General features: G+C 74.4%; 23 protein-coding genes, 1 tRNA gene and 1 pseudogene. 12 read left to right on the top strand and 13 right to left on the bottom strand.

Annotated elements, in window-relative coordinates:
* Nucleotides 1-19 precede the first annotated feature (19 nt).
* From ACYQ8Q_RS17070 to ACYQ8Q_RS17035, 8 genes and pseudogenes are all read right to left on the bottom strand, one after another.
* The gene (locus ACYQ8Q_RS17070) at nt 20-1,135 is read right to left on the bottom strand and encodes a GNAT family N-acetyltransferase (protein WP_460065826.1); all 1,116 of its coding nucleotides are present in this window, start codon (nt 1,133-1,135) and stop codon (nt 20-22) included.
* The gene (locus ACYQ8Q_RS17065; RefSeq protein ID WP_460065824.1) at nt 1,132-1,782 is read right to left on the bottom strand and encodes a YveK family protein; all 651 of its coding nucleotides are present in this window, start codon (nt 1,780-1,782) and stop codon (nt 1,132-1,134) included. Before ACYQ8Q_RS17065 ends, ACYQ8Q_RS17070 begins: the two co-directional genes overlap by 4 nt.
* Nucleotides 1,779-2,948, bottom strand: a complete 1,170-nt coding sequence (locus tag ACYQ8Q_RS17060) for a glycosyltransferase (RefSeq protein ID WP_460065823.1) — start codon at nt 2,946-2,948, stop codon at nt 1,779-1,781. The genes ACYQ8Q_RS17065 and ACYQ8Q_RS17060 overlap by 4 nt, the downstream gene beginning before the upstream one ends.
* Nucleotides 2,945-3,679, bottom strand: a complete 735-nt coding sequence (locus ACYQ8Q_RS17055) for a polysaccharide deacetylase family protein (RefSeq protein WP_460065820.1) — start codon at nt 3,677-3,679, stop codon at nt 2,945-2,947. Before ACYQ8Q_RS17055 ends, ACYQ8Q_RS17060 begins: the two co-directional genes overlap by 4 nt.
* A complete protein-coding gene (gene murJ / locus ACYQ8Q_RS17050; protein ID WP_460065818.1) occupies nt 3,666-5,291 on the bottom strand; it encodes a murein biosynthesis integral membrane protein MurJ in 1,626 nt (541 codons plus the stop codon). The genes ACYQ8Q_RS17055 and murJ overlap by 14 nt, the downstream gene beginning before the upstream one ends.
* A 611-nt stretch (nt 5,292-5,902) precedes the next feature.
* Nucleotides 5,903-7,222 (bottom strand): annotated as a pseudogene (locus ACYQ8Q_RS17045) (O-antigen ligase family protein); the annotation flags it as partial.
* A gap of 20 nt (nt 7,223-7,242) precedes the next feature.
* Nucleotides 7,243-8,673: an exopolysaccharide biosynthesis polyprenyl glycosylphosphotransferase gene (locus ACYQ8Q_RS17040; protein ID WP_460065817.1), complete on the bottom strand. Its 1,431-nt coding sequence runs from the start codon at nt 8,671-8,673 to the stop codon at nt 7,243-7,245.
* On the bottom strand, nt 8,670-9,845 hold the full coding sequence (locus ACYQ8Q_RS17035) for a glycosyltransferase (RefSeq protein ID WP_460065816.1): 1,176 nt from the start codon (nt 9,843-9,845) through the stop codon (nt 8,670-8,672). Before ACYQ8Q_RS17035 ends, ACYQ8Q_RS17040 begins: the two co-directional genes overlap by 4 nt.
* A gap of 449 nt (nt 9,846-10,294) precedes the next feature.
* Here ACYQ8Q_RS17035 and ACYQ8Q_RS17030 point away from each other — a divergent pair, with 449 nt between their 5' ends.
* The 7 genes from ACYQ8Q_RS17030 to ACYQ8Q_RS17000 all read left to right on the top strand — a co-directional run bounded on the left by ACYQ8Q_RS17030 (nt 10,295) and on the right by ACYQ8Q_RS17000 (nt 14,365).
* Nucleotides 10,295-10,534 (top strand): chaplin, encoded by a 240-nt coding sequence (locus tag ACYQ8Q_RS17030; RefSeq protein ID WP_460065815.1) that lies wholly within the window; start codon nt 10,295-10,297, stop codon nt 10,532-10,534.
* Nucleotides 10,535-10,652: 118 nt separating this feature from the next.
* Entirely contained in the window at nt 10,653-10,943 is a 291-nt protein-coding gene (locus ACYQ8Q_RS17025; RefSeq protein WP_460065813.1) for a hypothetical protein, read from the top strand.
* A gap of 135 nt (nt 10,944-11,078) precedes the next feature.
* Nucleotides 11,079-11,582, top strand: a complete 504-nt coding sequence (locus ACYQ8Q_RS17020) for a DUF5949 family protein (RefSeq protein WP_460065812.1) — start codon at nt 11,079-11,081, stop codon at nt 11,580-11,582.
* A 5-nt stretch (nt 11,583-11,587) separates the two neighbouring features.
* Nucleotides 11,588-12,229: a vitamin K epoxide reductase family protein gene (locus tag ACYQ8Q_RS17015; RefSeq protein WP_460065810.1), complete on the top strand. Its 642-nt coding sequence runs from the start codon at nt 11,588-11,590 to the stop codon at nt 12,227-12,229.
* A 120-nt stretch (nt 12,230-12,349) separates the two neighbouring features.
* Entirely contained in the window at nt 12,350-12,868 is a 519-nt protein-coding gene (locus tag ACYQ8Q_RS17010; protein ID WP_460065808.1) for a hypothetical protein, read from the top strand.
* Between the two features lie 146 nt (nt 12,869-13,014).
* Nucleotides 13,015-13,515: a tyrosinase cofactor gene (locus ACYQ8Q_RS17005; protein WP_460065807.1), complete on the top strand. Its 501-nt coding sequence runs from the start codon at nt 13,015-13,017 to the stop codon at nt 13,513-13,515.
* Nucleotides 13,499-14,365, top strand: a complete 867-nt coding sequence (locus ACYQ8Q_RS17000) for a tyrosinase family protein (protein WP_460065806.1) — start codon at nt 13,499-13,501, stop codon at nt 14,363-14,365. Before ACYQ8Q_RS17005 ends, ACYQ8Q_RS17000 begins: the two co-directional genes overlap by 17 nt.
* A 97-nt stretch (nt 14,366-14,462) precedes the next feature.
* Here ACYQ8Q_RS17000 and ACYQ8Q_RS16995 read toward each other — a convergent pair whose 3' ends face one another.
* The 4 genes from ACYQ8Q_RS16995 to ACYQ8Q_RS16980 all read right to left on the bottom strand — a co-directional run bounded on the left by ACYQ8Q_RS16995 (nt 14,463) and on the right by ACYQ8Q_RS16980 (nt 18,214).
* The gene (locus tag ACYQ8Q_RS16995; protein WP_460065804.1) at nt 14,463-14,810 is read right to left on the bottom strand and encodes a chaplin; all 348 of its coding nucleotides are present in this window, start codon (nt 14,808-14,810) and stop codon (nt 14,463-14,465) included.
* 142 nt (nt 14,811-14,952) lie between these two features.
* On the bottom strand, nt 14,953-15,231 hold the full coding sequence (locus ACYQ8Q_RS16990) for an acyl carrier protein (RefSeq protein WP_460065801.1): 279 nt from the start codon (nt 15,229-15,231) through the stop codon (nt 14,953-14,955).
* Entirely contained in the window at nt 15,228-16,355 is a 1,128-nt protein-coding gene (locus ACYQ8Q_RS16985) for an HAD-IIIC family phosphatase (protein ID WP_460065799.1), read from the bottom strand. Before ACYQ8Q_RS16985 ends, ACYQ8Q_RS16990 begins: the two co-directional genes overlap by 4 nt.
* Nucleotides 16,352-18,214, bottom strand: a complete 1,863-nt coding sequence (locus ACYQ8Q_RS16980; protein WP_460065797.1) for a GNAT family N-acetyltransferase — start codon at nt 18,212-18,214, stop codon at nt 16,352-16,354. Before ACYQ8Q_RS16980 ends, ACYQ8Q_RS16985 begins: the two co-directional genes overlap by 4 nt.
* Nucleotides 18,215-18,604: 390 nt before the next feature.
* Here ACYQ8Q_RS16980 and ACYQ8Q_RS16975 point away from each other — a divergent pair, with 390 nt between their 5' ends.
* A complete protein-coding gene (locus tag ACYQ8Q_RS16975; RefSeq protein ID WP_055639048.1) occupies nt 18,605-18,985 on the top strand; it encodes an S-adenosylmethionine decarboxylase family protein in 381 nt (126 codons plus the stop codon).
* 27 nt (nt 18,986-19,012) lie between these two features.
* Nucleotides 19,013-19,684 carry a 4'-phosphopantetheinyl transferase family protein gene (locus tag ACYQ8Q_RS16970; RefSeq protein ID WP_460065793.1) on the top strand — a complete coding sequence of 224 codons (672 nt, stop codon included), beginning with the start codon at nt 19,013-19,015 and terminating at the stop codon, nt 19,682-19,684.
* Nucleotides 19,685-19,717: 33 nt separating this feature from the next.
* On the opposite strand, the gene ACYQ8Q_RS16965 is transcribed toward ACYQ8Q_RS16970, so the two are convergent.
* A tRNA-Arg gene (locus ACYQ8Q_RS16965) sits at nt 19,718-19,790 on the bottom strand.
* Nucleotides 19,791-20,111: 321 nt separating this feature from the next.
* On the opposite strand from ACYQ8Q_RS16965, the gene ACYQ8Q_RS16960 reads away from it, so the two are divergent.
* From ACYQ8Q_RS16960 to ACYQ8Q_RS16950, 3 genes are all read left to right on the top strand, one after another.
* Nucleotides 20,112-21,719, top strand: a complete 1,608-nt coding sequence (locus ACYQ8Q_RS16960; RefSeq protein ID WP_460065790.1) for a dynamin family protein — start codon at nt 20,112-20,114, stop codon at nt 21,717-21,719.
* A 3-nt stretch (nt 21,720-21,722) separates the two neighbouring features.
* The gene (locus ACYQ8Q_RS16955; protein ID WP_460065788.1) at nt 21,723-23,648 is read left to right on the top strand and encodes a YfjP family GTPase; all 1,926 of its coding nucleotides are present in this window, start codon (nt 21,723-21,725) and stop codon (nt 23,646-23,648) included.
* 228 nt (nt 23,649-23,876) lie between these two features.
* Nucleotides 23,877-24,359, top strand: a complete 483-nt coding sequence (locus ACYQ8Q_RS16950; protein ID WP_460065786.1) for a single-stranded DNA-binding protein — start codon at nt 23,877-23,879, stop codon at nt 24,357-24,359.
* Nucleotides 24,360-24,372: the final 13 nt, after the last annotated feature.

The following is a 24,372-nucleotide window of genomic DNA, read 5'->3' as shown; positions in this document are numbered from 1 at the left end:
CGGGGCGGGCGGGACCCCGTCAGGTCCCCCCGTCACCGGCGCGCTCCTTCCGCCGCTCCCAGCGCAGCAGCAGTTCCTTGCCCCGCCGCCGGGCGGCCACGTCGCAGACGACCGCCGACAGCAGCGGGGCGGTCCGCCGCCGGGCCAGCAGCAGCCGCTGGTTGACGACCGGTTCGGGCCGCCAGTGATGCTTGTACGGCTCGTCGCCGCGCAGCAGGCTCAGCGCGGCCCGCCCCCCGTCCCGGGTGTGCTCGGCGCACGCGTCGAGCAGCATCACCGCCACGTCCGCCTTGCGCTCCCGCAGCCGGGGGTGGGCGCCGTAGAGGTATCCGCCCGCCAGCCGGTGCGACAGCAGGGTCAGATCGACGGCCACCACGTCGTCGTCCAGCCGGAACTCGGTGACCACCGCGTTGCCCGAGCGCACCATCGGGCCGACCGAGCGCACCAGGTGCTCACAGAAGCGCGGCCGCAGATGCTCGCCGGTCACCTTGCGGTCCTGCCACTGCAGCCGGTGCAGGTCGAGGAGCCGGTGCAGCGCCGCGTCCACCTCGTCGGGCCGTACGGCGTGCCGCTCCACCCCCAGCGCGGTCAGCTTGCGCAGCTTGGCCCGCACCCGCTGGGCCTTCGCCGAGGGCAGCCGGGCGACCAGCTCGTCCATGGGCAGGGCCGGCAGCTCCAGGCACATCGAGTCGCCCACCCGGCGGCGCGGCCCGCGCCAGCGCTCGTACACCTGCTCGACCGCACCGCCCGGCCGGACCTCGCGGAAGTCGATGACGGCCGTGCGGGCGGCCGCCGCGAGGCCCGCGGTGAGCGCGGCGACGGCCCGCTCGCCGTGGCCGTCGTCGACGAGGACGTCCGCGTAGTCGGAGATCGCCCCGCCGAGCGGGACCAGCGAGGGCACCGGGCGGCGGACGGCCATCAGCGGCGCGACGGCGACCGGTTCGGCGCCGTCGCGGACCACGAGCAGCCGCAGCCGGCCGGGGGTGCCGTACGACAGCCACCAGGAGTGCAGCCAGGCGTGGCTCTGGAACGGGGTGGCCGTCGCGCACCGCCGGTAGAGCCGGTCCCAGGCGGGCGCGAGCCCGGCGAAGTCCCGCTCCTCGGTGAGGAGTTCGGTGGCGTACGGCGTTTTCACAGCGCTCCGTGGAATACGTCGTCCCGCGCGGCCGGGGCCGGTACGGCGGTCGGGGCGCCCGGCGTCTCCCGCTCCCGGCGCGGCCGTACCAGCAGCACCAGCCCGCCGAGCAGCCCGCCCGCGCTCGCCCCCACGAGGGAGGTCAGCGCCGGGGACGGCGAGGACGGGTCGGTGGGCTCGACCGCGCGGGCGAACTGCTGGAGTTCGACGTTGGTGGTCTTCCGGGTGCTCAGCGCGTGCTCGGTCAGTGAGCGGGACACCGCGTTGGCCATGGCGGCGGCCAGCCCGGGGCGCGGGGCGGTGGCCGTGATGGAGACCATCGGGGCGTCCGGCGAGGTCGCCGTCGTCACATGGCGCTGCAGCGTGCGGGCCGGCACCCCCGCCGCCGCCTCGGCGTCCCCGAGCACCGCGAGCTGGGTCGCGACCCGCCCGTAGGCCTGTGCGAAGCCCAGCGCGGACGCCGGGTCGGACTTCTCGGTGGGCACGGCGACGACATAGGCGGTGGCCGTGTACTCGGGCGGGGTGAGGGCGCCGTACGCGCCGCCGGCCAGACCGCCGGCGACGGCTCCGGCGGCCAGCAGGGACCACGGCGGGAGCGTCCTGGCACGGCGGAGTGCGGAGGGCCGGCGGCGGGGATGCGAGGTCATGCGGAACTGACTCCCTGGGGTGTCGGGGAAGCGGCGGCGGAGGCGGGGGACGGCAGGGGCCGTCCGGTGACGGCGGCCGTGTACACGTCCATGAGCCGGCCGGCGCTGCGGGCGATGTCGTAGCGGTGGGCCGCCTCGGGCGCGGTGCGCGGGCCGGGGGGTGCGGCGCGGGCCTCGGTGAGCGCGCGGACGAACGCCTCGGCGCCGCCGGTGACCCGGTGGGCGCCGGGGGCGGTGAGGCCGTCGAGGGCGGGGCAGGAGGCGTAGCGCACGGGGAGTCCGCAGGCCAGCGCCTCGACCACGGCGAGGCCGAAGGTCTCCTCGGGGGACGGGGAGACGAGCACGTCCATCGCGCAGACGAGGGACGGCAGATCGGGGCCGGGGGTGCCGTCGGGGGCGTAGGGGCGTTCGCCGGTGAGCAGGACCCGGTCCCCGACCCCCGACTGACGTGCGAGGCGGCGCAGCGCCTCCTCCTCGGGGCCGCCGCCGACCAGCAGCAGCCGGGAGTCGGCGGGCAGCCCGGCGAGGGCGCGGACGGCGATGTCGAAGCGTTTGCCCGTGGCCAGCCGGCCGATGCCGCCGACGACATACGCGTCCGGCGGCAGGCCGAGCTGCCGGCGGGCCCGCTCGCGGGCGGCCGCGTCGAAGCGGAAGCGGGCCAGGTCGATGCCGTTGGGCACCACCGCGATCCGGGTGTTCGCCACGCCCCAGCCGCGCAGCCGTCCGGCGACCGCGGGGGAGACCGCGACCGTGGCGCGGCCGAGCCGCTCACTGGCGAGATACAGCGCCCGGACCCCGGCGGTCAGCCGCCGCCCCTCCAGCTGGGTGCCGCCCAGGGAGTGTTCGGTGGCGACGACCGCCCGCACCCCGGCGAGCCGGGCGGCCGGGCGGCCGTAGACGCAGGCCCGGTAGAGATGGGTGTGGACGAGGTCGTAGCGGCCGTCGCGGATGATCCGCGCCAGGCGGGGCAGCGCGGCCAGGTCGCGGTTGCCGCGCATCCCGAGGTCGACGACCCGGACCCCGTCGGCCCGCAGCCCCTCGGCCACCGCGCCCGGGTTCGTCAGCGTCACGACCTCGCAGTCGGCCGGCAGATGCGGCAGCAGCAGCCGCAGTTGCTGCTCGGCGCCGCCCACGCCGAGGCCGGTGATGATGTGCAGGACCCTCACCGCTGCGCCTCGACCCGGCGGCGGCGCAGCGGGTGCAGCCGGTACTTGAGGAAGAGGCGCGCGGAGGTGTCGTTCTGGCCGACGTGGACGCGGGGGAAGGCGTACGGGCCGGTGAGCGGGCCGGGGTCGATCGCGCAGGCGTAGGTGTATCCGGCGTCCCGTACCGCGTCCACCGCCCGTCGGTCGATCGTGCCGTAGGGGTAGCAGAAGCCGGCGGGGGCCGTGCCCAGCAGGTCGGCGAGGGCGTCGCGGCTGCCGGCGGTCTCCGCCTTCAGGGTGGGGTCGTCGGCGCGGGTGAGGTCGAGGTGGGTGAGGCCGTGCGAGCCGATCTCGACGCCCTCGGCGGCGGCCCGCCGGATGCCGTCGGCGGTGAGCAGCGGTTTGCGCGGGCCGAGCGGGTCCCAGGCGTTGTCGCCGCCGAGCCGGCCGGGCAGCACGAACAGGGTGGCCGTGCAGCCGTGGTGGCGCAGGACGGGCAGGGCGTGGGTGAGGAAGTCGGCGTACCCGTCGTCGAAGGTGAGGCCGACGAGTCCGCCGGGGGCGGGCGCGGCGAGCAGCTCGGCCATGGAGACGCCCCGCAGGCCCCGCCGGGCCAGCCAGGCGAGCTGCCGGTCCAGCCGCTCGGGTGTGATGGTGACGCGGTACGGGTCGTCGGCGCGGTCCTCGGTCACCGAGTGGTACATCGCCACCCAGGGGACGGAGCTGCGTCTGGTGGGGTCAGGAGCGGCCATGGGAGAGCCTCCGGGTCGCGGAACGTACGGAACGGAGTGCGCGGGCGACGCCCTGGACGCCCAGGGCCCGGCCCAGCAGGACGAAGACGGCGGTCACGGTGAGCGCGCCGGCGACGAGCCCCGTGAGGGTGCCCGTGCAGCGGGCGGCGACGAGGAGGCCCGCCACGGTCGCGAACAGCGCGGCGAGCACCGGGCGGCCGAGTTCGAGCAGCACGGCCCGGGTGTGCAGCGGGACGCTGCGGGGGCCCGTGCCGGCCAGCAGGACCAGCGCGGTGACGGTGATGCCGGCCGCGTTGGCGACGGCGATCCCGTACACCCCCCAGGGGCTGACGCTCAGCGCGCCGACGCCGGACGTCACCAGGATCCCGGTGGCCATCGCGCCCACCGGGTACCAGCGGCCGCGGCCGCCGGAGAAGTAGGAGCGGACGAGGACGCCGGTGAGGGTCTGGCCGAGCAGCCCCAGCGCGTACACCCGCATCACCCCGGCCGTGGCCGCGGTGTCCCGCGCGGTGAACGCGCCCCGCTGGAAGAGGATCTCGATGATCTGCGGGGCGCAGGCCACCACGGCGGCGGTGCCGAGCAGCACGATGCACGCGGCCAGCGACAGGTCCCGCTCCACCCGGGTCCGGGCCCGCTCGGTGTCGCCCTCGGCCAGGGCCCGCGCGACCACGGGGAAGGTCACCGTGCAGACCATCACCGACAGGATCATCGGCATCTGCGCGACCTTCTGCGCGTAGTTGAGGTGCGAGATCGCCCCGGCGGGCAGGTTCGAGGCGAGGAACCGCTCGATGAGCACCTGGGACTGCCGGCACAGGGCGAAGAGCAGCACGGTGGTCAGCAGCGCGGTGTCCAGCGGCCGGGGCTCCTCCCCGGCGCCCTCCCTGGCAGCGGCCCCCTTCCTCAACTGCCCTGCCAGCGACGGCAGTTGCACGAGGACCATGAGTACCCCGCCGACCGCGACGCCGGCCGCCGCCGAGCGCACCCCCCACCGCCCGCCGAGCGCGAACATCCCGGTGACGATGCCGACGTTGTACGCCACGTAGATCGCCGCGGGTGCCACGAACCGCCGGTGCGCGCGCAGGGCGGCGCTGCAGTACCCGGCGAGGCCGAAGCTGACCACACAGGTCGCGGTGAGCCGGGTGCAGTCCACGGCGAGCGCCGGGTCGGGCAGCCCCGGGGCGAGGATCCCGACCAGCTGGGGGGCGATGCCGGCGAGCAGGGCGCCGATCGCGACGAACGCCAGCGACAGCCGCGGGAGCGTGCCCGCGACCAGGGCGCGGACCGGGTCGCCGGGGGCGCCCTGGGCCCGCCGGGCCAGCGCCATGCTGAACGCGGGGATCAGCGCGAACGCCAGCCCGTCCTCGATGAGCAGCGTGGCCGCGAACTCCGGCACGGTCCACGCCACGAGAAAGGCGTCCGTGTCACTGCCCGCCCCGAACAGCCGCGCCAGCGCCTGGTCCCGGACCAGCCCGAGCAGCGACCCGGCGACCGAGAGCACGGCGGTGACGAGCGCCGCCTTGGCGAGAAACCCCCCGGAGGCCGGCGGAAGCCCGGCGGCCCCACCGTCCCCCGGACCCGCCCCGGCCTCCCCGGCGCCCCGCGCCGAGGGCATGACCGCCCCGCCAACGGGACGAGGCGTCCGCCGGGACACCCGCAAGGACAACACCTTCACGCCCCACCCTCCCCGCCCCGCGCACGCACCACGGCTTCACCGACGTCCGAGGCACGCACACCAGACGCCCCCGGCTCCCACGCGCCACCCCCGTCGACTTGCGGGACACAGACACCGGGCGCCCCCTCCCCGGCCCCTGGCGCTCGCGTATGCGCCGTGCCCGTCCCGGCTCCCGGGGTTGGCGCGTGCGCGCCGGCCCCGTCGGTTTCTGGGGCGCGTGCACTGAGCGCGGTCCCACCGACGCCTGACACTCCCGTACGCCCCGCGCCCGTCCCGACCGGCGCACTTGCCGCGGCCTCGTCGGCTCGTGGGGCTTGTGTGCTTGCTGCGGCTTCCTCGGCTCGTGGGGCCTGCGTGTTTGCCGTGGCTTCCTCGGCTTGTGGGGGCTGCGTGCTTGCCGTGGCCTCGTCGGCTCGTGGGGCCGGTGTACCAGCCGTGGCCTGCCCGGCTCGTGGGGCCGGTGTACCAGCCGTGGCCTGCCCGGCTCGTGCGGCTTGCGTGTTTCCCGCAGGCTCGTCGGATCGTGGGGCCCGCGTACCCGCCGAAGACTCCCCGGCTGCCGAAGCCCGCGCCCCTGCCGCGCCCCCTTCTCCCACCAGTGCCCACCACGCCACCAGGCCGAGGACCACGGCGGTCAGGACGGTCGAGGGGCCGCCGATGTCGGCGTACACGAAGTCGACGAGCTGCCACACCAGCAGGCCGCAGGCGGTGAGGGCGCAGTCCAGGCCGGGGCCGGCGCGGCGGACCCGGAGCAGGCCGCGCAGGGCGAGGAGGAGGAGCGCCAGCCAGCCTCCGGCGAGGGCCAGCAGCCCGATCAGGCCCTGTTCGCTGAGGATCAGCAGGTACATGTTGTGCGGGGAGAGCAGCGGCTGCCGTACGAAACCGGAACCCGCGCCGTCGGTGTCACTTCCGGAGGACAGCGCGAGCGAGGCGTGCGCGTCGCGGTGCTCGGGGAAGCCCTTCAGCCCCACCCCGGTCAGCGGATGCTCGCGCCACATGCCGACCGCCGCCGCCCACATCGTGTACCGGTCGGTGACCGACTGGTCCGGCGCGTCCGTGACCTGCGTGATGCTGCCGACCCGCTCCTGGAGCATCGCCGAGCCCACCCCGAAGCCGCCGACCAGCACCACCCCGGCCGCGACCCCGACCGCCCCCACCTTCAGCGCCCGCACCGGCCCGGCCAGCACCAGCTGCACCGAGCAGGTCACCGCGGTCGCGATCCAGGCACCCCGGCTGAAGGACAGCGCGAGCGGGACGCAGAGCGCGAGCGCGGCGAGCGCGGCGACCGTCCGCTGCCGTGCCGAGGTCCGGCCCAGGGCCAGCCCCACCGCGCAGACCAGCCCGAAGGACACCACCGTCGCCATGCCCATCACGTCCTGCGGCCCGAACGTGCCGACCGCCCGGATCGTCTCGCCCTGGTACGAGGCACCGGTCCCGGTGACGAACTGATGGACGCCCACCGCGCCCTGCCAGCCCGCCAGCGCCACGAACGCCCAGGCCAGCACCCGCAGATCACGCCGGTCCCGGACGAGCAGCAGCACCGCCGCCGGGACCAGCACGAACACCTGGAGATAGCGGCCGAGGCCGGTCAGCCCCTCGCCCGGCGAGGACGCGCCCGCCGCGGCGAGCGCGAGCCCCGCCACCGGCAGCCCCAGCACCACGGCGGCCGTACGGGACAGGGGGCGCCGCCGCTGCCGTACCAGCCGGACCAGGCAGCACAGCACGGCGAGCGCGGAGACCGCGTCCGCCGGCCCGGCGCCGCCCTCCCCGCCGGGCGGGACGGGCAGGGCCAGCAGAGCGATCACGGCGACGACCGGCAGCACTGGCGACACGGACCGGGCGGCACCCGGGAGGGGCAGCACCTGCGTCATGGGCTGAGTCATGGGCGGGCTCAGCTCCCGGTCGGTCGCACGAGGGCGGCCGCCGTGCGCACCAGGATGCACACGTCCTGCCACAGCGACCAGTTGTCGATGTACGCGTTGTCGAAGCGCGCCCGGTCCTCGATCGAGGTGTCGCCGCGCAGCCCGTACACCTGGGCGAGCCCGGTGATGCCGACCCGCATCCGGTGCCGGGCCGCGTATCCGGGATAGGTCTGGCTGAACTGACCGACGAAGAAGGGCCGTTCGGGACGGGGTCCGACCAGGCTCATATCGCCCCGCAGCACGTTCCACAACTGGAGCAGCTCGTCCAGCGACGTCTTGCGCAGGAACCGGCAGAACGGGTTCATCCGCACCTCCCCGGCCACGCTCCACCGGGTCGCGGACTCGTGCTCGTCGACCGGCCGCAGGGTGCGGAACTTCAGCAGCGTGAACGGCAGCCCGTCCTTGCCGACGCGCTCCTGACGGAAGACCACCCCCGGCCCGTCGGCGCACCGCAGCACCGCCGCGCACACCAGCAGCAGCGGGCTGATCAGCAGCAGCAGGGTCCCCGACACCAGGACGTCGAGGAGTCGCTTGCCGAGGCTGCCGCGCCGCCCGGACCCCAGGTCCAGCCGGCGGCAGGCGAACCCGGCGAGCTGCTCCCGGCCGGTGTACGAGGGCGAGTCGGCGTCGACCTCCCACACCGTGCAACCGGAAGCGGTCAGCGCCCGCAGCAGCGGGCCCTGCTTGGAGCGCACGGCGGGGTGGACGCACAGGACGTCCCGGACGCCGTTCTGGATGAGGGCCCGCTGCACCTCCTGACCGGTGGTCAGCACCGGCAGCCCGTCGGGGCCGTCCGGCCGCTCCGCGACCACCCCCACCGGCCGCACCCCGCAGCGCGGATGGCGCAGCAGCGCGGCGGCCACCCGCTGGGCGGTCGCGGCGGGCCCGATGACGAGCGCGGCGCGCGGATGCCGGACCATCGCCCGGCGGCGGCGCAGATGGACGAGCGCCCGGCCGGCACAGGCCGTCAGGGACTGTACGGCGAAGCCGGTGGCCAGGGTGCGCGCGGTGAGCGCGTGCGCCGGGTGCCAGGCCGCGACGAGCGCCCCGAGCGCCAGCCAGGCCACCGTGATCCGGCCGCAGACGCTGGGCAGCTCGTCCAGCACACCGCGCACCGGTGGCCGGCGCCGGGGCCGCACCGCTAAGGCCAGTGCCGCCAGCACCGCCATCAGGGCCCGGTGATGGCCCGCCCCGAGCAGCACCGCCCCGCCCGCCAGCGCGGCGAGGCCGTCGGCGAGCAGCAGCAGCGGGGGCGCGGCGGCCCGCACCGGGGGCCGCCGGGCCGGGAACCGGAGGCCCGCGCCGGTGCTCTCCGGGCGGGGGATGACCGACAGGGGCGGATAGCCGCCCTGGACGCCGGGCGGAGTGGCGGTCGATTGCGCAGTACTTTCCGCAGTCACGGGTGGATGGACTCCCTGGACTCGGTGGGCACGACCCGGGGCACGGGCCTCGGACGGAGCAGGTCGCGGTACACGTCCGCGACCGCGGCCGCCGTGCGCCGCACATCGTGCGTGGACAGGACGTGACGGAGCCCCTGCTCGCCGAGCGAGGCCCGCAGCGGCGCGTCGGACAGCAGCGCGGCGACGGCCCGGGACAGCGCCGCCGGATCGCCGGCGGGCACCAGGCAGTCGGGGACGAGCGCGGCCGGCAGGCTCTCCCGGGCGCCGTCCACCTCGGTCACCACCACCGGCCGCCCGCAGGCCAGCGCCTCCAGCGGGGCCAGCGCCATGCCCTCCCAGCGGGAGGGCAGCACCACCAGGTCGGCGGCCCGGTACCAGGGGACGGTGTCGTCGATGGCCCCCGCGAACAGCACCGACTGCGGCGCCCCGGCCCGCAGCCGCTCCGCGTCCGGTCCGTCCCCGACGAGCACCAGCCGCGCCGCGGGCAGCCGCCGTACGACGTCCGCCCAGGCCTCGAGCAGCAGGTCCTGCCCCTTCTGCCGGCACAGCCGCCCGACGCACACCGCGAGCGGCGCGGCCGGGTCCACCTCCGGCAGGAGGGCGGCGCGTACGGCGTCGGCGGCGCCGGGGTGGAACCGCTCGGTGTCGACACCGTTGGGGACGACGCTCCACCGGCCGGTGATCCCCGCGCCGAGCCCGGTCGCGCGCTCGGCCTCGCTCACGCACACCAGCCGGCCGGCCCAGCGCGCGCCGAACCGCTCCCACCTCAGGGCGAGCGCGGCGGTGGCCCCGCCGACCGCCTCGAAGGACCAGGCGTGCGGCTGGAACACCGTCGGGATCCGCCCCCGCACGGCGAGCCGGCCGGCCAGTCCCGCCTTCGCACTGTGGGCGTGCACCAGTGCGGGGCGTACCTGGTCGAGCAGGCGTACGAGCCGTCGTACCTCACCCGGCAGCGAGGGCCCGGGGGACCGGGTCGCCTCCCAGCGCCGCACCTGGGCGCCCAGTGCGCGCAGGCCGTCGGCGAAGGGGCTGTCGGGGCAGGCCACGGTGACGTGCAGCCCGGCGGCGAGCTGGGCCCGCGTCAGGTCGGTGACGACGCGGGCGACGCCGCCGTCCACAGGCTGGGTGAGATGCAGGACCCGGGTTCCGACGTCGGGTTCTGGCTGGTGCATCGCGCGGTTTCCTCGCTCACGGTGGCGCTCGGGACGGGCCGGAACGCGCCGACTCCTTCGTCCGTGTCCCGGTGGCCGCGAAGAGCGCCCCCGGTCCACGCCGCGTCCCGGTGGAAAACGAGCCTGAACGTCCGCTGGTCACCACCGGGCCGCAACCCGCGCCGAGATCGAACACGTCACCGCAACGGCCCATGACGTCGGTGTGCGCCGGGCTGTGCGCCGCCGGAGCCGCCCCGGCCCGCTGATCACCGTGTTCAACACATCGTCGGATGGGCAGACCGGCGCGCCGGAGGCCGAGGTGGGAGCGGTGCGACCGGGTGGCGATCGAGCACATGGGCGAATCAGTTCACTCCTTTGGCGGCACAACCCCGGGCGGCGCAGCGCGTTGACACAGCGCCGGGCATCCCCGCCCGGGTGATTGGTGTCAAAACCCCAAGGAGCACTTCTCCATGTCGCGTATCGCGAAGGGCCTGGTCCTGACCTCCGTTGCCGCTGCGGCCGTCGCCGGCGCCTCCGGCATCGCCGCCGCCGACAGCGGCGCGAGCGGTGTCGCCGAGCACTCCCCGGGCGTGCTCTCGGGCAACGTCGTCCAGGCCCCGATCCACATCCCGGTCAACGTCTGCGGCAACACCGTCGACATCGTCGGCCTGCTGAACCCGGCCTTCGGGAACACCTGCGTCAACGACTGACGTCACCTCACGTCCTCGTCGAACGGCCGCCCTCCCCCCGGGAGAGCGGCCGTTCGGCGTCGCCCCTTTGCATACCTGTCCCTTCGGTTTGCGTACCTGTCCCTTCGGAAGGAACCCGATGAAGTCCCTCAAGGCCGCCGTCGTCGTCGCAGGGTCCGTCGTCCTGGCCGGCGCCGCCGCACCCGCGTTCGCCCACAGCACCGCCGACCTCACACCCACCAGCCTCAACGGCGCCGTGAACACCCTCACCAAGGGCGATCTCACCGCCCGGGACGTGATGCCGCTCCAGCAGCAGTCGAACGCGCTCGACACCGAGAACAAGGGCTCCCTGCTGAACGCGGTCAACGGCGCGGCCGGCACCCTCAACCAGCACACCAAGCTGCTCGGCGGGCTCCCCCTGAACGGCTGACCCACCCCCTTGCGCGGGGCCGGTCCCGTACGGGCGGGACCGGCGTCCCTCGTTCGTGTGGAGCACCCCCGCGGCGTCCCCCGGTCGGGTGAGAACACCCCCGGCCGCCCGCCGCGGCGCTTATAAGGTCGCGCGGTGACCTCAACCCCAAGCACAACCCGCCCCTTCAGCGTGGCCGACCTGGGCACCCTCGTCGTGATGCCGTGGAGCGGCGAGGCCCCCGACGGCAGCGACATGCCGTACCTGCTCGCCTACTCCCTCGGTGACGCGCCGGACGGCGGTGCCGAGACCACCGCCGTCGCCATCGAGCGGCTGCTCGACGACAACGGCCTGCCCGTCGGCGGTGACCTCGTCGACGGCGCCGAGCGGCCCAGCCTGCCGGTCACGCTGCTCGTCACGGCCGGCTCGGCCGTCCTGAACATGCCGATGCTCAACGCCCAGTGCGTGCCGCCGCCCGAGTGGCTCGACGCCGTCGAGGCCCGTGGCTACGCCTACCTCGTCTTCACCACCCGCCCGTGGCCCGAGGCCGTCCCCGGCCGGCCCGTCGAACCCGAGGCGCTGGCCGCGTTCGCGGGCGCCGACGAGACTCTCACCGCGGCGGCCCACATCGTGCTGCCCGCCCGCAGCCTGCGCGGCTGACACCGGTGCCGGGGGCGGCCGGGCCGGAGCCCGCGGCACCGGGGTCCGGGCGGGCGGCGGGACCCGGGCGGGCGGCGGGCGCCGGCCGCGGCCACGCCGTGCTGCTCGTGCTGTGCGGCGCGGCCGGGCTGCTGGCCTCCTGGGTCATCACCCTCGACAAGTTCAAGCTGCTGGAGAACCCGGACTTCGTCCCCGGGTGCAGCCTGAACCCGGTGGTGTCCTGCGGCAGCGTCATGAAGAGCGACCAGGCCTCGGCGTTCGGGTTCCCCAACCCGATGCTGGGCCTGGTGGCCTACGGCGTCGTCGTGTGCGTCGGTATGAGCCTGCTGGCCGGCGCCGCCTTCCCCCGCTGGTACTGGCTCACCTTCACCGCCGGCTGCCTCTTCGGCGTCGGGTTCGTGACCTGGCTCCAGTTCCAGTCCCTGTACCGGATCAACGCGCTGTGCCTGTGGTGCTGCCTGGCCTGGATCGCCACCATCGTGCTGTTCTGGTACGTCGTCTCCCTCGACGTCCGCCGGGAGTTCCTGCCGGCACCGCAGGCCGTGCGCGTCTTCTTCGCGGAGTTCACCTGGGTCCTGCCGCTGCTGCATCTCGGCGTCGTCGGCATGCTGATCCTGACCCGCTGGTGGGATTTCTGGACGAGCTGACGATGTGCTCGTAGCGCCAATGCGGCAGTCGGGGGAATTGTGCACGGGTGGCGATTTCGGGCTCGTTACCCGCTACAGACGCACAGCCCCCAGAACTTGACGAAAGGGCCCGTACCCGAGATGAAGCCGACCATCCGAGGAACCCTCGCCGCCGCGCTGACGTGTGTCGCCGCCGCGGCCGGAGCCGCCGCCGCGACCCCCGCCGCGGCGATCGGCACGGTCCCCGTCCCCGTCCCGCTGAACGGCCTGGAGAACTCCCTCGGCATGGAACTGCCCGAGATCGGCGGCGAGGTCCCGCTGCCGACGCCGGGCTCGCCCGAGGGCCCGCGCCATACCGAGGGCCGGCTGATCCCGGAGCGGGCCGTCCCCCAGCTCCCCGTCAGCGCCGGTCTGCCCGGCGCCGACGTCCGGGCACCCCTGCCGGAGGTCCTCGGGAACGGCTTCCAGCACCTCGGCCTCGACGCCCCCGCCACCGAGCTGCGCACCCTCGGCCCCGGCCTGGCCCTGGACGCCCCGCTCACCCCGCCGAACCCGGACAACTTCGGCCTGCCGGAGCCGAAGCTGCCCCAGGCGGGCGTCCTCGCCCCCGTGGCGCAGGCCGTCCCGGTCGCGCATCTCGGACTGGGGCAGGGTCTCTGACCCCGGCGCGGACGACGACCGCACGCTCACGGGCCCGGACGGCCTCCCGTCCGGGCCCGTCCGTGTGCTTCGGGCGCTGCGAGGTGACCAGGAGGGCCGCCGGGCGGTTACCGCTACGGACAACCGCACACGAGAAGGAGCACCCCATGGTCGCCGACGTCGACGGAGTACCCGGATCCACCAGGCAGCCCGGTCCGGCCAGAGCCGGTACCCGGCGGGAGACACTGCGCGGGCTGCTCGGCGTCGCCGCCGGCCTGGCGCTCGTCCCGGTCGTCGCCGCCGCCTGGCCCGGCCCGGTGGACGACACGGGCGGCACCGGCGGCACGGACGACGCGGCCGGCACCGGATTCGACGAGGTCTACCGCGGCCGCCGTATCCAGGGCGTCCTCACCCCGGCCGGCCGCTCGGCCGCCGACGGCGCCCAGTGGGAGGTCACCGTCGACGGCCGCCCGCTGCACCTGATGCGCCGGGCCGACGGCACCTGGCTCAGCATGGTCGACCACTACCGCTCGTACCGCACCCCGCTGGAGGCCGCCCGCGCCGCCGTGGACGAACTCGGCCCGGGCGAGATGCTGCGCGAGAGCGACGGCCCGGCGTACGGCGGTCACCCGCACGACATGGGGGGACGCCATGGTCTATACGCGTAAGGACGTCAGCACCCTGACCGCCGACGAACGCCGACGGTTCGTGAAGGCGATGCTGGAGATCAAACGGCGCGGCGAGTACGACGAGTTCGTACGGACGCACATCGACTACTACGTCTCCGACGGCGAGGGCGGCCTGCGTACGGCCCACATGGCGCCCTCCTTCCTGGCCTGGCACCGGCGTTTCCTGCTGGAGCTGGAGAGGGCGCTGCGCCGGGTCGACCCCTCGGTGACCGTGCCGTACTGGGACTGGACGCGCGACCGCACCGCGACCGCCGCGCCCTGGACCGCGGACCTCCTCGGCGGCAACGGACGTGCCTCCGACCGCCAGGTCACCACCGGGCCGTTCGCCTACGCCACCGGCAACTGGACCCTGAAGGAGAACATCACCGACGGCGAGTTCCTCACCCGGGACCTCGGCCGCTCCGCCGGACCCATCGAACTGCCCACCGCGGCCGAACTGGAGTGGGCCCTGAAGGACCCGGTCTACGACACCGCGCCCTGGGACTCGACGGTCACCGAGGGCTTCCGCAACAAGCTGGAGGGCTGGGGCACCGGCCGGGGCAGCGTCGCCTGGCGCAACCACAACCGGGTGCACCGGTGGGTCGGCGGCGAGATGCTGGGCGGCGCCTCCGTCAACGACCCCGTGTTCTGGCTCCACCACGCCTTCGTCGACCTGGTGTGGACCCGCTGGCAGGCCCGTCACCGCGTCCACCGCTACCTGCCCGCGGAACCACCCGGCCCGGCGAGCCGGCAGCACCGCCGGGTCGTCTCCCGCAAGGAGAAGCTGCCGCCGTGGAACGTGACACCGGATCAGCTGGAGGACGTGTCGGGGATCTACCGGTACGCGTAGGCCTGTAGGCCTGTAGTCCCGTGGGCCTGACGTGGGACAGGCGAGAGCCCCGGCGCTCGAGGTGCCGGGGCTCTGCCGATGCGTGGGGACGCGTGCGTCAGTCGCCGTAGCCGGCGCCGCCGCGCTTGCCGCCACCGTTGCTGGAGCTGCTGCCGTGGCGGTCGTGACCGTAGTCGCCGCCGTGCTCCTTGCCCTTGTCGTGGCCGCTGACGTTGGCGCAGGTGTTGCCGAAGGCCGGGTTCAGCAGGGCGAGCCCGTTGAGGGTGTTGCCGCAGACGTTGACCGGGATGTGGACCGGAACCTGGACGACGTTGCCCGACAGGAAGCCCGGCGAGCCAACGGCCGCACCCTGCGCACCCGCGTCCGCCATGGCCAGGCCGGCCCCGCTGACCACTGCGGCGCCGGTGCCGAGGGCAACGGCCGCCACCTTCGCGATGCGAGACATCACGTTCTCCTTTAGGTGATTCGGTTCGTGCGGCAGCAGGGAACGCTGTCGCACACGCCGTTCAACGCGGCCACCCCGGCAGGGTCACGGCGCGTCGGTCCGGATCACCCTTTTTGAACAGGAGAGACGTACAGACGGGTGCCTATGCGGCCCGGAGGTGTGTCGCGACGAAGCCGGCGAGCGTGGCGATCGACTCCAGACTGTCCAGGCTCAGGTCCAGCGCGGCGACGTCCACGCCGAACCGGGCGTCGATCGCGCCCAGCAGGGTCACCCCGGCCAGCGAGGTGAGGGCGATCTCCGGCCCGAACAGCGCGGTGTCCGCGGGGAGTTCGCGCACCACGTCCGGGTCCAGCCGGGCGGCCTCGGCGATCATCGAGCGCAGTTCCCGCTCCACCGCGGGCGGGTCCTGGATGTCGGTCACGCCTCGGCGTCCTCTCGGTCGGATACATGCAGATAGGGGGGCGGCTTCGGCAGCTCGCCGTGCAGCGCGCGCCCGAGGACGGCCGAGTCGGGCGTCACGCCCTCGGTGTCGTCCACCCGGCGCAGCCCCGCCTGGCGGAGCAGGATCCGCATCTCCAGGTTGGCGTCCGTCGGGCGCAGGGTCACCCGGAACTCCTCGGCACCCGCCTGCCGCGCCCGTCCCATCAGCCAGAACAGGAAGGCCGCCGCCGCCCCCCGGCCGGCGACCCGGCAGGAGAGAGCGAGCAGCGGGACGGACCAGGTGCCGGTGCTGGTGCCTGTGTCGGTGCCGGTGTCGGTGCCCGCACCCGCGTTCGGGCTCGCGCCGGTGCGGTCGACGAGTGCGGCGCCGATGATGCCGTACGCGCCGAAACGGTCCGTCATCCGTGCCGTGTACAGCTCGTGCCCGTCCGAGGCGGCCAGCTCGCGCAGCCGCTCCGGGGTGAGCCCGGAGGAGTTCAGCCGGTGGGTGCGGGCGGCGAGCTCCAGGGCGCGCGGGATCTCCTCGGGCGTGGCCGCGCCGAGCGTGAGCCGCATGGCGCACCAGCTCAGGAACTCCTCCCGGCTGCCGTGGAAGCGCTCGCCCTCGGCCCGGCGGGCCTCCTCGGTGCGGTAGCGGTCGACCCGGGCGCGTGACTCGGGGGTGACCTCGCGGCCCTCGAACGCGGCCAGCAGCGCGGGCACGTCCTCGGGGGCGAGGGTGCCCACGGCGGGCAGCAGGGCCTCGACCTCGGCGCGTTCGTAGGGCGAGTCGTCGACCAGGACGAGGGCGTCCACGGCGATCCCGAGGCTCTCGGCGATCCTGCGCAGCGACTCGCTCTTGTCCTGCCAGGACACCTGCGGGGCGAGGAACCGCTCGCGCACCTCGGGCCGGCCAGCCGTGAGCCGGTCGAGCACGGCGGGCGCGCTGCGGCTCGCGATGCTGCTGAGCACGCCGCGGGCCGCGAGCGCGTCGATCGCGGCCAGCATCTCGGGGCGGGGGACGGGCAGTTCGTCGGTGGGGGACTCGACGGCGATGTCGTCCCAGAGGGTGCCGTCGAGGTCCCAGACGACACACTTGACGTGGTCGGCGTCGACGGCGGTCATCGCTCACCCCGGGGCAGGAACAGCTTCATCGAGAGGCTGGTGGGGTCGAAGCCGAACTTGCGGTAGACCGTGCGCATCGGGACGTTGCCGACATGGACCCGGCCGGTGACCTCGGTGATGCCGCCCGCGAGACAGAACTCCAGGCCCGCGGTGAGCAGGAGTTCGGCGACGTCGCTGCGGTTGTCCACCGGTGAGACGGCCAGGGAGCGGAAGTTGGCGTAGCGGTCGCCGGTCATCGCGTTCTGGTTGATGCTCACCCAGCACCAGCCGACGGGCTCCTCGCCCGGCCGCCCGGCGACGATCATGCCCTGCTTCGACTTCTCCATCGCCTTGCCGAGGCGGGCCGCCCAGCGGACCGGGTCGTCGATGGCGTCCTCGCCGAAGGAGACCCGGGCGATCTCCGCCTCGAACGCCCCGATCGCCGGAAGATCGCGCTCGTCGGCCTGCCGGGTGACATAGGGATGTGCGCGCTTCTCGAGGGCGGCGCGGTCCTCGGGGGCCGGGGGGTGCCAGCCGATCGTGCGGGTGGACGGCGTGGCGGGGGCGACGGGGGCGGCGGGCGCGGCGGGTACGGGAGATTGCTGCTGCCGTACCTCTGACCGCTCCGCCGCCTGCGAGGCCTGCGCCGTTTGCGAGGCCTGCGCCGCCTGTGAGGTCTGCGCCGCGTCCGGCGCCTCCGATACCAGCCGTCCCGGCCGGAACGGCCCCTTCCCGCAGTTCGGGCAGCCCTCGGCGCGCAGGGCCGCGACCTGGGTCCAGCGGGCGCCGGGGCCGACCCGGACCTTGTGGCCGCAGGCCACGCACTCGTACTCGCGCTGCCGGGTCCGCTTGTCGCCCGTGTAGAGGGGACCGCCGTAGTCGCCCTGCCGGGAGGCGGTGGAGGTGGTGGTGAGGAGCTGCTGGAAGAAGCCGACACCGCCGAGGATGCCGCTGCCCTCGTACTCGTTGAAGTTGCGGATGTAGCCGTTGGTGACCAGGCCCAGGGCCATGATCTCCCGCTGGACCTCCAGCATCTCGTCCGGGCTCTTGCCGCCGAAGGAGAAGAAGACGCTGTGCGCGGGGCCGGGCCGCAGTCCCTCCACGGCGCGGGACAGGAAGAGCCGGGCGCCTTCGGGGGTGTACGGCGGGTCGGTCATCGCGACGTCGTGCTGTCCGTGCAGATGCCCGGGCAGGGGCTGGCGCAGATCGTGCCGCACCGTCTCGACCCGGGTGCCCAGTCCCCCCGCCACCTTCTGGATGTAGTCGAGGATCTCGCCGGAGATGTCGACCACGGTCACCCGCTCGACGATCGGCCCGCCCAGCACGTCGCCCACGACGGCCACGGCCAGCGACACCAGGTCGTCGTCGCCGATGAGCAGCAGCGAGCCGCCCGGCAGCGCGCCCGCCGTCAGCAGCGCCAGCACCCGGCGCACCTTGGTCTCGGCCGTGCAGTGCGACTGGTCGATCGCCATGTCGGCGGCGGGACCGGACTCCATGAGCGCCCGCAGCCGCCGTACGGCCTGGTCGAGCACCTCGGGGATCACCAGCTCACGGCCGTCGCAGGTGCCGCAGGTGGCGTCCATGGTGAGGTCCATGCCGAGCTGCGCGACGAGGTCCGAGCCGGCCTCGGTCAGCCGGGACGGGCGCTCCCTGGTGACGAGACCACGGCGCCGCAGCTCGTTCCCCAGGGCGGCCACGATCGGTACCGGCAGACCGGTGGCCCGGCTGAGGTCCTTGGTGGAGGCGGGGGCCAGACGGCGCAGCGCACGCAGCACGGACCGCACTCCGGGCGGGCCCTCCTGAAGCCGGACGGCGTCCGCGACTTCCGTGAGCAGTTGATCGGCGGTGGTACTCCGGGGGTGCCGACGCGCGTTCGTCACAATGCTGCTCCAGAGAAGCTGATGGATTCCGTGGGTATCGAGTATACGGGCTGGTAGGCGCCCCGATCGGACTCGGTGCGGCGGCCGGGAATGCGAAGCGGTAATGCGAATTCCGGCGACAGTCCCGCACCGCTCCTGCGGGCGGCATTCCGCGCGCCCGGACGGAAAGGTTTACCGGAATTCACCGCATCGTTTTCCGGCCGAATATGCCCCCGGTCTTCCCGCCCCCTTGACGGGACGCGCTCGCGAGCCCCATAGCGCCCCGGATGCTAGGCTTGGCCCGACCGAGCGCCAGTAACCGGCCTCGCGACCTTCCTCTTCAGCCGCGCGGACCAGCGCTGATCTATCTGAAAGGAGACGGGGGCAGCGGTTCCTCACCCCCGGTTCCCCATGACCAACTCCACCGACCTCGCCACCGAGGGCATAAACGTCGACGATCTGTGCTCTTATGCCGTCGACGTATGGGTGAGCGACCACAGCATCCTGACCGACGAGGAGCGCCTCCTCCAGGTGCTGCGCACGGCCGCCGAAAAGGGAAACGCCACGGTACTCGGTGAGGCGTCGCACGTTTTCCCGAACGGCGCCGTGACCGCCATTCTCCTGCTTTCCGCCTCGCATCTCAGCATTCACACCTGGCCCGAATTCAGCCTGGCGAACGTCGACCTGCTCGCGTACGGCCGGCTGAACGGCGAGCGGATGATGCAGAGCGTGGAGCTGGGCCTTTCGCCGACGAAGATCAACGTGACGCGCATGCTGCGCGCCGTGCACTAGCTCTTCTCCATCGTCCCCGTCGCCGTCATGCATTCCGTGCAGGTCTCGTGGGCGCGCTCGGCCGACGCCCACGAGGAACTGCTGGACACGCTCGACCCCGTGGAGCGCGCCCGCTGGGCGGCGACGGTGGCCCCCGCCTCCCGGAACCGCTTCCTCGTCGGCTGCGCGCTGAGCCGCAGGCTCCTGGGCGAGCTGCTCGGCGTACCCCCCGAGGACGTACCCCTGCGGCGCGTCTGCCCGACCTGCGGCGGACCGCACGGCAAGCCCCGGCTGGCGGTCCCCGCGGAGTACGACTTCTCGGTCACCCACAGCGGCGACGTCGTCGGGGTGGCCGTGTGCCGGGGCGCGCGGGTGGGCCTGGACGTCGAGGAGGCCGGCACCGCCCTCGACGTCGACGCCGCGGCCCGTACGGCACTCTCCCCCCGCGAGTCGGCCGCCCTGTACTCCCTCCCCCCGGACGAGCGGGGCCCCGCCTTCCTGCGGACCTGGACACGGAAGGAAGCGGTGCTCAAGGCGCTCGGCGTGGGCCTGCGCGCGCCGCTGCGGGAACTCGAACTGTCCGGCCCCCACGCCGCCCCGGCGGTACTGACCTGGCCGGACGCACTCGCCGATCACCCGCGCACGACCCTGACGGACCTCACGGTGGACGGCGTCCATCCGGCGGCGCTGGCGGTGACGGCAGACGCCCGAACGGCGTGAAAAAAGCCCTCCCGGGGGGAGGGCGGAGACTTGCGCCCCCGGCAGGACTCGAACCTGCGGCCAAGCGCTTAGAAGGCGCCTGCTCTATCCACTGAGCTACGGGGGCCGGATGGGGTGGCCTCGTACGTGCTGCCCGGGTGTGGGGCGATCCGTGACGTTGCCGGGGACAAGGATAGGGCTCCCGGTTCCTTGTCCCGGTTGCTTCGCCTCCGTGGCTCAATGTGGAGGTTCGGTGAAGCGGTCCTGATAATCGCAGGCAGGTGCGAATCGTGCATCGCTTTTGGCGTCTCGCAACCCGGGTGTTGTGCACTCGTTATGCCTGGGCTGTGCCTGTGTCCCAGTCGCCCCTTCCGTCCCTTGTGTCCTATCGGCGCGCAGACATGCCTATATGCTTCATAAATCCCCTAAAATTGGGCATTCTTCGCATGTGGTGACCTTGGACGTACGGCCTCAACTGCTCGACGCACTCTCCGCCCTGCGCGACCGTGTCGCCGCCGCACGCTACCCGCTGCCCCTGGCGGGCGCGCCACGCGCGCGTGCCAACCGCGACGAACTGCTCGCCCAGCTCGACGACTACTTGGTGCCCCGACTCAGACAGCCCGAAGCACCACTCCTGGCCGTCATCGGCGGCTCCACCGGTGCGGGCAAGTCCACCCTCGTCAACTCCCTGGTCGGACGGCGCGTCAGCGAGGCGGGCGTGCTGCGGCCGACGACCCGGACCCCGGTGCTGGTCTGCCATCCGGAGGACCATCACTGGTTCAGCGGCATGCGCGTCCTGCCCGGCCTCACGCGTGTGTGGGTGCCCCATCAGGAGCCCACGGACGACCTGTTGCTGCCCGGCGAGGACGGGCGGCGCGTCCTGCGCATCGAGACCGCCGAGACCCTCCCGCCCGGCCTCGCCCTCCTCGACGCCCCCGACATCGACTCCCTCATCGCCGACAACCGCGCCCTCGCCGCCGAACTGATCTGCGCCGCCGACATCTGGGTGATGGTCACCACGGCCGCCCGCTACGCCGATGCCGTGCCCTGGCATCTGCTGCGCACCGCCAAGGAGTACGACGCCACCCTCGTCACCGTCCTGGACCGCGTCCCCCACCAGGTCGTCGCCGAGGTGTCCCGGCAGTACGGCGCCCTGCTCACCAAGGCCGGCCTCGGTGACGTCCCCCGCTTCACCGTCCCCGAACTCCCCGAGTCCGCCTGGGGCGGCGGGCTGCTCCCGGCCACCGCCGTGGCCCCGCTGCGGGCCTGGCTCGTCCACCACGCCCAGGACCCGGGCGCCCGCCACCACGTCCTCGCCCGCACCGCCCACGGCGTCCTCGACTCCCTGAAGTCGCGGATGCCGGAACTCGCCGGCGCCGCCGCCGCTCAGTACGCCGCCGCCCTGCGGCTCACCACGGCCGTGGAGAAGGCGTACGACAGCGAGTACGCGCGCGTGCGGGGCCGTCTGCAGAACGGCGCCGTCCTCGCCGGGGACGCGCTCAAACGCTGGCGGGCCTTCCCCCTGGACTGCACCGCGGGCGAGCTCCTCGACGCCCTCGCGGAGAGCCTGGCCGCCCTCCTGCTGTGCGCCGTCACCGCCGCCGACGAACGGGTCGACGAGGCCTGGCGCCGCGAACCCGCCTCCGCCGCACCGGCCCTGACGGACGCAGAGTCCACCCCGGAACACGCCGAACACCGCATCGGCATGGCCGTACGGCGGTGGCGGCGCGAGCTGGAGGAGTGCGCGGAGGACGAGGTACGCGCTCTGGAACGCGGCGCCGCACCGGACCCCGAGGCGGTCGCGGCCCTCGTCGCCACCGCCCTGCTGGGCGGCCGCCGGGCCCGCACCGCGGGCGAGGGCCTCGCCGAACGGCTCGGCGCACACGGGGCGCTGCGGCTGCGCGACCGCGGCGGACGGCTGCTCACCGAACACCTCGACCGCGTTCTGCACGCCGAACGCGAGCGCCGCCTCGCCCCTCTCGACGGACTCGACGTCCACGCCGAGCCCCAGGCCGAACTCATCGCCGCGCTGTCCGTACTGCAGAAGGAGAGGTGACCGGTGACCGCCGTCACTGACGAGGACCACACGGATCGCTCGGACCACACGGACCACACGGATCGCTCGGATCGCTCGGAACGCACCGCCCACGCGGCCGACCGCGACGACAAGGGGCCCGAGGACGGTGGGCGGGGCGGGTCGCAGGACGCCTCCGAGGGCGCCCCCGAGCGGGCCGCGTCGCGCGCGCAGGCCGGTGGCGCCGACGAGGACGACCCCGTCGCCGAAGCGATCGGCGCCTGGGACGACGGTCTCATCGCGCGCCGGGTGAACGAGGGCGTGGGCGGCGAGCAGGCCGCCGCGGCGGGGATCCGCCCCGGCGCCGCACCGGCCGCGGGCCCGCCCGTCTACGACGGCCCCCTGCGGTCCCGGCTCGACGCGCTGCGCGAACTCGTGGGCCTGTCCCGCACCCGTCTCGACAACAGGACCCTCGCCGAGGCCGGCCACGTGCTCGACGAGGCGGCGGCGCGGCGCAAGCTCTCCGGGCAGCACACCGTCGTCGCCCTCGCCGGCGCCACCGGCAGCGGCAAGTCCCAGCTCTTCAACACCCTCGCCGGGGTGCCCATCTCCGAGACCGGCGTACGGCGCCCGACGACCGCCGCGCCCATCGCGTGCAGCTGGAGCGACGGCGCCGCGAGCCTCATCGACCGCCTCGGCATCCCGGGCCGGCTGCGCCGGCGCCCGGTGCAGAGCCCGGAGGCGGAGGCCCAGCTGCGCGGGCTCGTCCTGATCGACCTGCCCGACCACGACTCCGCCGCCGTACAGCACCGCGAACAGGTCGACCGCATCCTGAAGCTGGTCGACGCGGTCGTGTGGGTGGTGGACCCCGAGAAATACGCGGACGCCATGCTCCACGAGCGGTATCTGCGGCCCCTGGCGGGGCACGCCGAGGTGATGTTCGTCGTCCTCAACCAGGTCGACCGGCTGCCCGGCGAGGCCGCCGAACTGGTCCTAGACGATCTGCGCCGGCTCCTCGACGAGGACGGCATCGCCCTCGGCGAGTACGGCGAACCGGGCGCCACCGTCCTTGCCATGTCCGCGCTCACCGGGGACGGGGTGGGCGAACTGCGCGAGTTGCTCGGCCAGTTCGTCACCGAGCGCGGTGCGGCGGGCCGCCGGGTCTCGGCCGACGTGGACGCCGCCGCGGCCCGGCTGCGGCCCGTCTACGTCACCGGGCTGCGCACCGGGCTGAGCGAGGAGGCGCGGGAGGAGTTCTCCGACCGGCTCGCGGACGCGGTGGGCGCCACCGCGGCGGGCGAGGCGGCCGAACGGGCCTGGTTGCGCAACGCGGGCCGGGCCTGTGGGACGCCGTGGCTGCGGCTGTGGCGCTGGTGCCAGTCCGGCGGGGACCCGGTCACCGGGCGGCTCCCGGCCCGCGCCCAGGCCGACGAGGAGGCCACGGCCCGCCAGCGGGTCGAGCAGGCGGTGCGCACGGTGTCCGAACGGGCCTCCGCCGGGCTGCCCGCGCCCTGGGCGCAGGCGGTGCGGGAGGCGTCCGTACGCGGCTCCCAGGGGTTGCCCGAGGCGCTGGACGAGCTGGCGGCACGGGCCGGACTGCCGCCCGGACGGCCACCGCGGCCGGGGTGGTGGCCGGTGGCGGTGCTGGCGCAGGCGGCCATGACGCTGCTTCAGGTCGTCGGCGGGCTGTGGCTGGTGGGGCAGATCGCCGGGGTCATGGACCCGAACCTGGGGGTGCCGGTGCTGCTGATGGTGGCCGGGATCGTCGGTGGTCCGCTGGTGGAGTGGAGCTGCCGGCTGGCGGCCCGGGGCCCGGCCCGGCGGTACGGGCAGGACGCGGAACGCCGACTGCGGGAGGCAGCCGCCGGCTGCGGCCGGGCCCGGGTCCTGGATCCCCTGGCGGCGGAGCTGCTGCGGTACCGGGAGGTACGGGAGCAGTACGGGAGGGTGGTGGGGGCGGGGGTGCGCTGAGCGGGGAGTGATCCACATCTGGATCTGCCTGGCTCACTCGTCCGGGTGGCGGAGTTGTCCACAGACGGGCGGTGGTCCACAGGGCGCTGCGGGCTCGGTCCGGCGGCGGCAGTCTGGCGGTGCGGCGATCGCGACGGACGCGGTCGGCGCGGCGAGGCAGCCGTACGGGACGGGCCCGTACGCGTGTCCGCCCGGCGGGACGGCCGGGCGACGGGAGGGGTTCGGGACATGAACGAGACGATCGTGTGCGCGGTGGGGAACGTGGCGACGCAGCCGGTCTACCGGGAGCTCGCGGCGGGGCCGTCGGCACGGTTCCGGCTGGCGGTGACCGCGCGCTACTGGGACCGCGAGAAGGGCACCTGGGTCGACGGGCACACCAACTTCTTCACGGTGTGGGCCAACCGGCAGCTGGCCGTGAACACGGCGGCGTCGCTGAACGTCGGCGATCCGGTGATCGTGCAGGGCCGGCTCAAGGTGCGCACGGAGACGCGGGAAGGGCAGCAGAACTGGACCTCGGCCGACATCGACGCGGTCTCGATCGGCCATGACATCGCCCGCGGCACCTCGGCCTTCCGGCGCTCGGCCAGGCCCGAACCGGCCGCCGTCGGCGCCCCCGCACAGCCCGAACCCGACTGGGAGACACCCGCACCGGCGACGGACCCCGGCGGGGCGGAAGCCCAACAGCCGCGTGAGGCGGTGGCGGCGACATGAGATCGGGTGACGC

The organism is Streptomyces sp. YKOK-I1 (assembly GCF_054660435.1).
This window is presented reverse-complemented; position numbering and strand designations above follow the sequence as displayed.

What these genes read in the sequence shown, in the direction of transcription:
- ACYQ8Q_RS17000 (WP_460065806.1), top strand. Translation starts at nt 13,499, where the DNA reads ATGGTCTATACGCGTAAGGACGTCAGCACCCTGACCGCCGACGAACGC.
- murJ (WP_460065818.1), bottom strand. Translation starts at nt 5,291, where the DNA reads ATGCCCTCGGCGCGGGGCGCCGGGGAGGCCGGGGCGGGTCCGGGGGAC.
- ACYQ8Q_RS16950 (WP_460065786.1), top strand. Translation starts at nt 23,877, where the DNA reads ATGAACGAGACGATCGTGTGCGCGGTGGGGAACGTGGCGACGCAGCCG.
- ACYQ8Q_RS17030 (WP_460065815.1), top strand. Translation starts at nt 10,295, where the DNA reads ATGTCGCGTATCGCGAAGGGCCTGGTCCTGACCTCCGTTGCCGCTGCG.
- ACYQ8Q_RS16975 (WP_055639048.1), top strand. Translation starts at nt 18,605, where the DNA reads ATGACCAACTCCACCGACCTCGCCACCGAGGGCATAAACGTCGACGAT.
- ACYQ8Q_RS17035 (WP_460065816.1), bottom strand. Translation starts at nt 9,845, where the DNA reads ATGCACCAGCCAGAACCCGACGTCGGAACCCGGGTCCTGCATCTCACC.
- ACYQ8Q_RS17010 (WP_460065808.1), top strand. Translation starts at nt 12,350, where the DNA reads ATGAAGCCGACCATCCGAGGAACCCTCGCCGCCGCGCTGACGTGTGTC.
- ACYQ8Q_RS17025 (WP_460065813.1), top strand. Translation starts at nt 10,653, where the DNA reads ATGAAGTCCCTCAAGGCCGCCGTCGTCGTCGCAGGGTCCGTCGTCCTG.
- ACYQ8Q_RS16970 (WP_460065793.1), top strand. Translation starts at nt 19,013, where the DNA reads ATGCATTCCGTGCAGGTCTCGTGGGCGCGCTCGGCCGACGCCCACGAG.
- ACYQ8Q_RS16985 (WP_460065799.1), bottom strand. Translation starts at nt 16,355, where the DNA reads ATGACCGCCGTCGACGCCGACCACGTCAAGTGTGTCGTCTGGGACCTC.
- ACYQ8Q_RS17005 (WP_460065807.1), top strand. Translation starts at nt 13,015, where the DNA reads ATGGTCGCCGACGTCGACGGAGTACCCGGATCCACCAGGCAGCCCGGT.
- ACYQ8Q_RS17065 (WP_460065824.1), bottom strand. Translation starts at nt 1,782, where the DNA reads ATGACCTCGCATCCCCGCCGCCGGCCCTCCGCACTCCGCCGTGCCAGG.
- ACYQ8Q_RS16995 (WP_460065804.1), bottom strand. Translation starts at nt 14,810, where the DNA reads ATGTCTCGCATCGCGAAGGTGGCGGCCGTTGCCCTCGGCACCGGCGCC.
- ACYQ8Q_RS17055 (WP_460065820.1), bottom strand. Translation starts at nt 3,679, where the DNA reads ATGGCCGCTCCTGACCCCACCAGACGCAGCTCCGTCCCCTGGGTGGCG.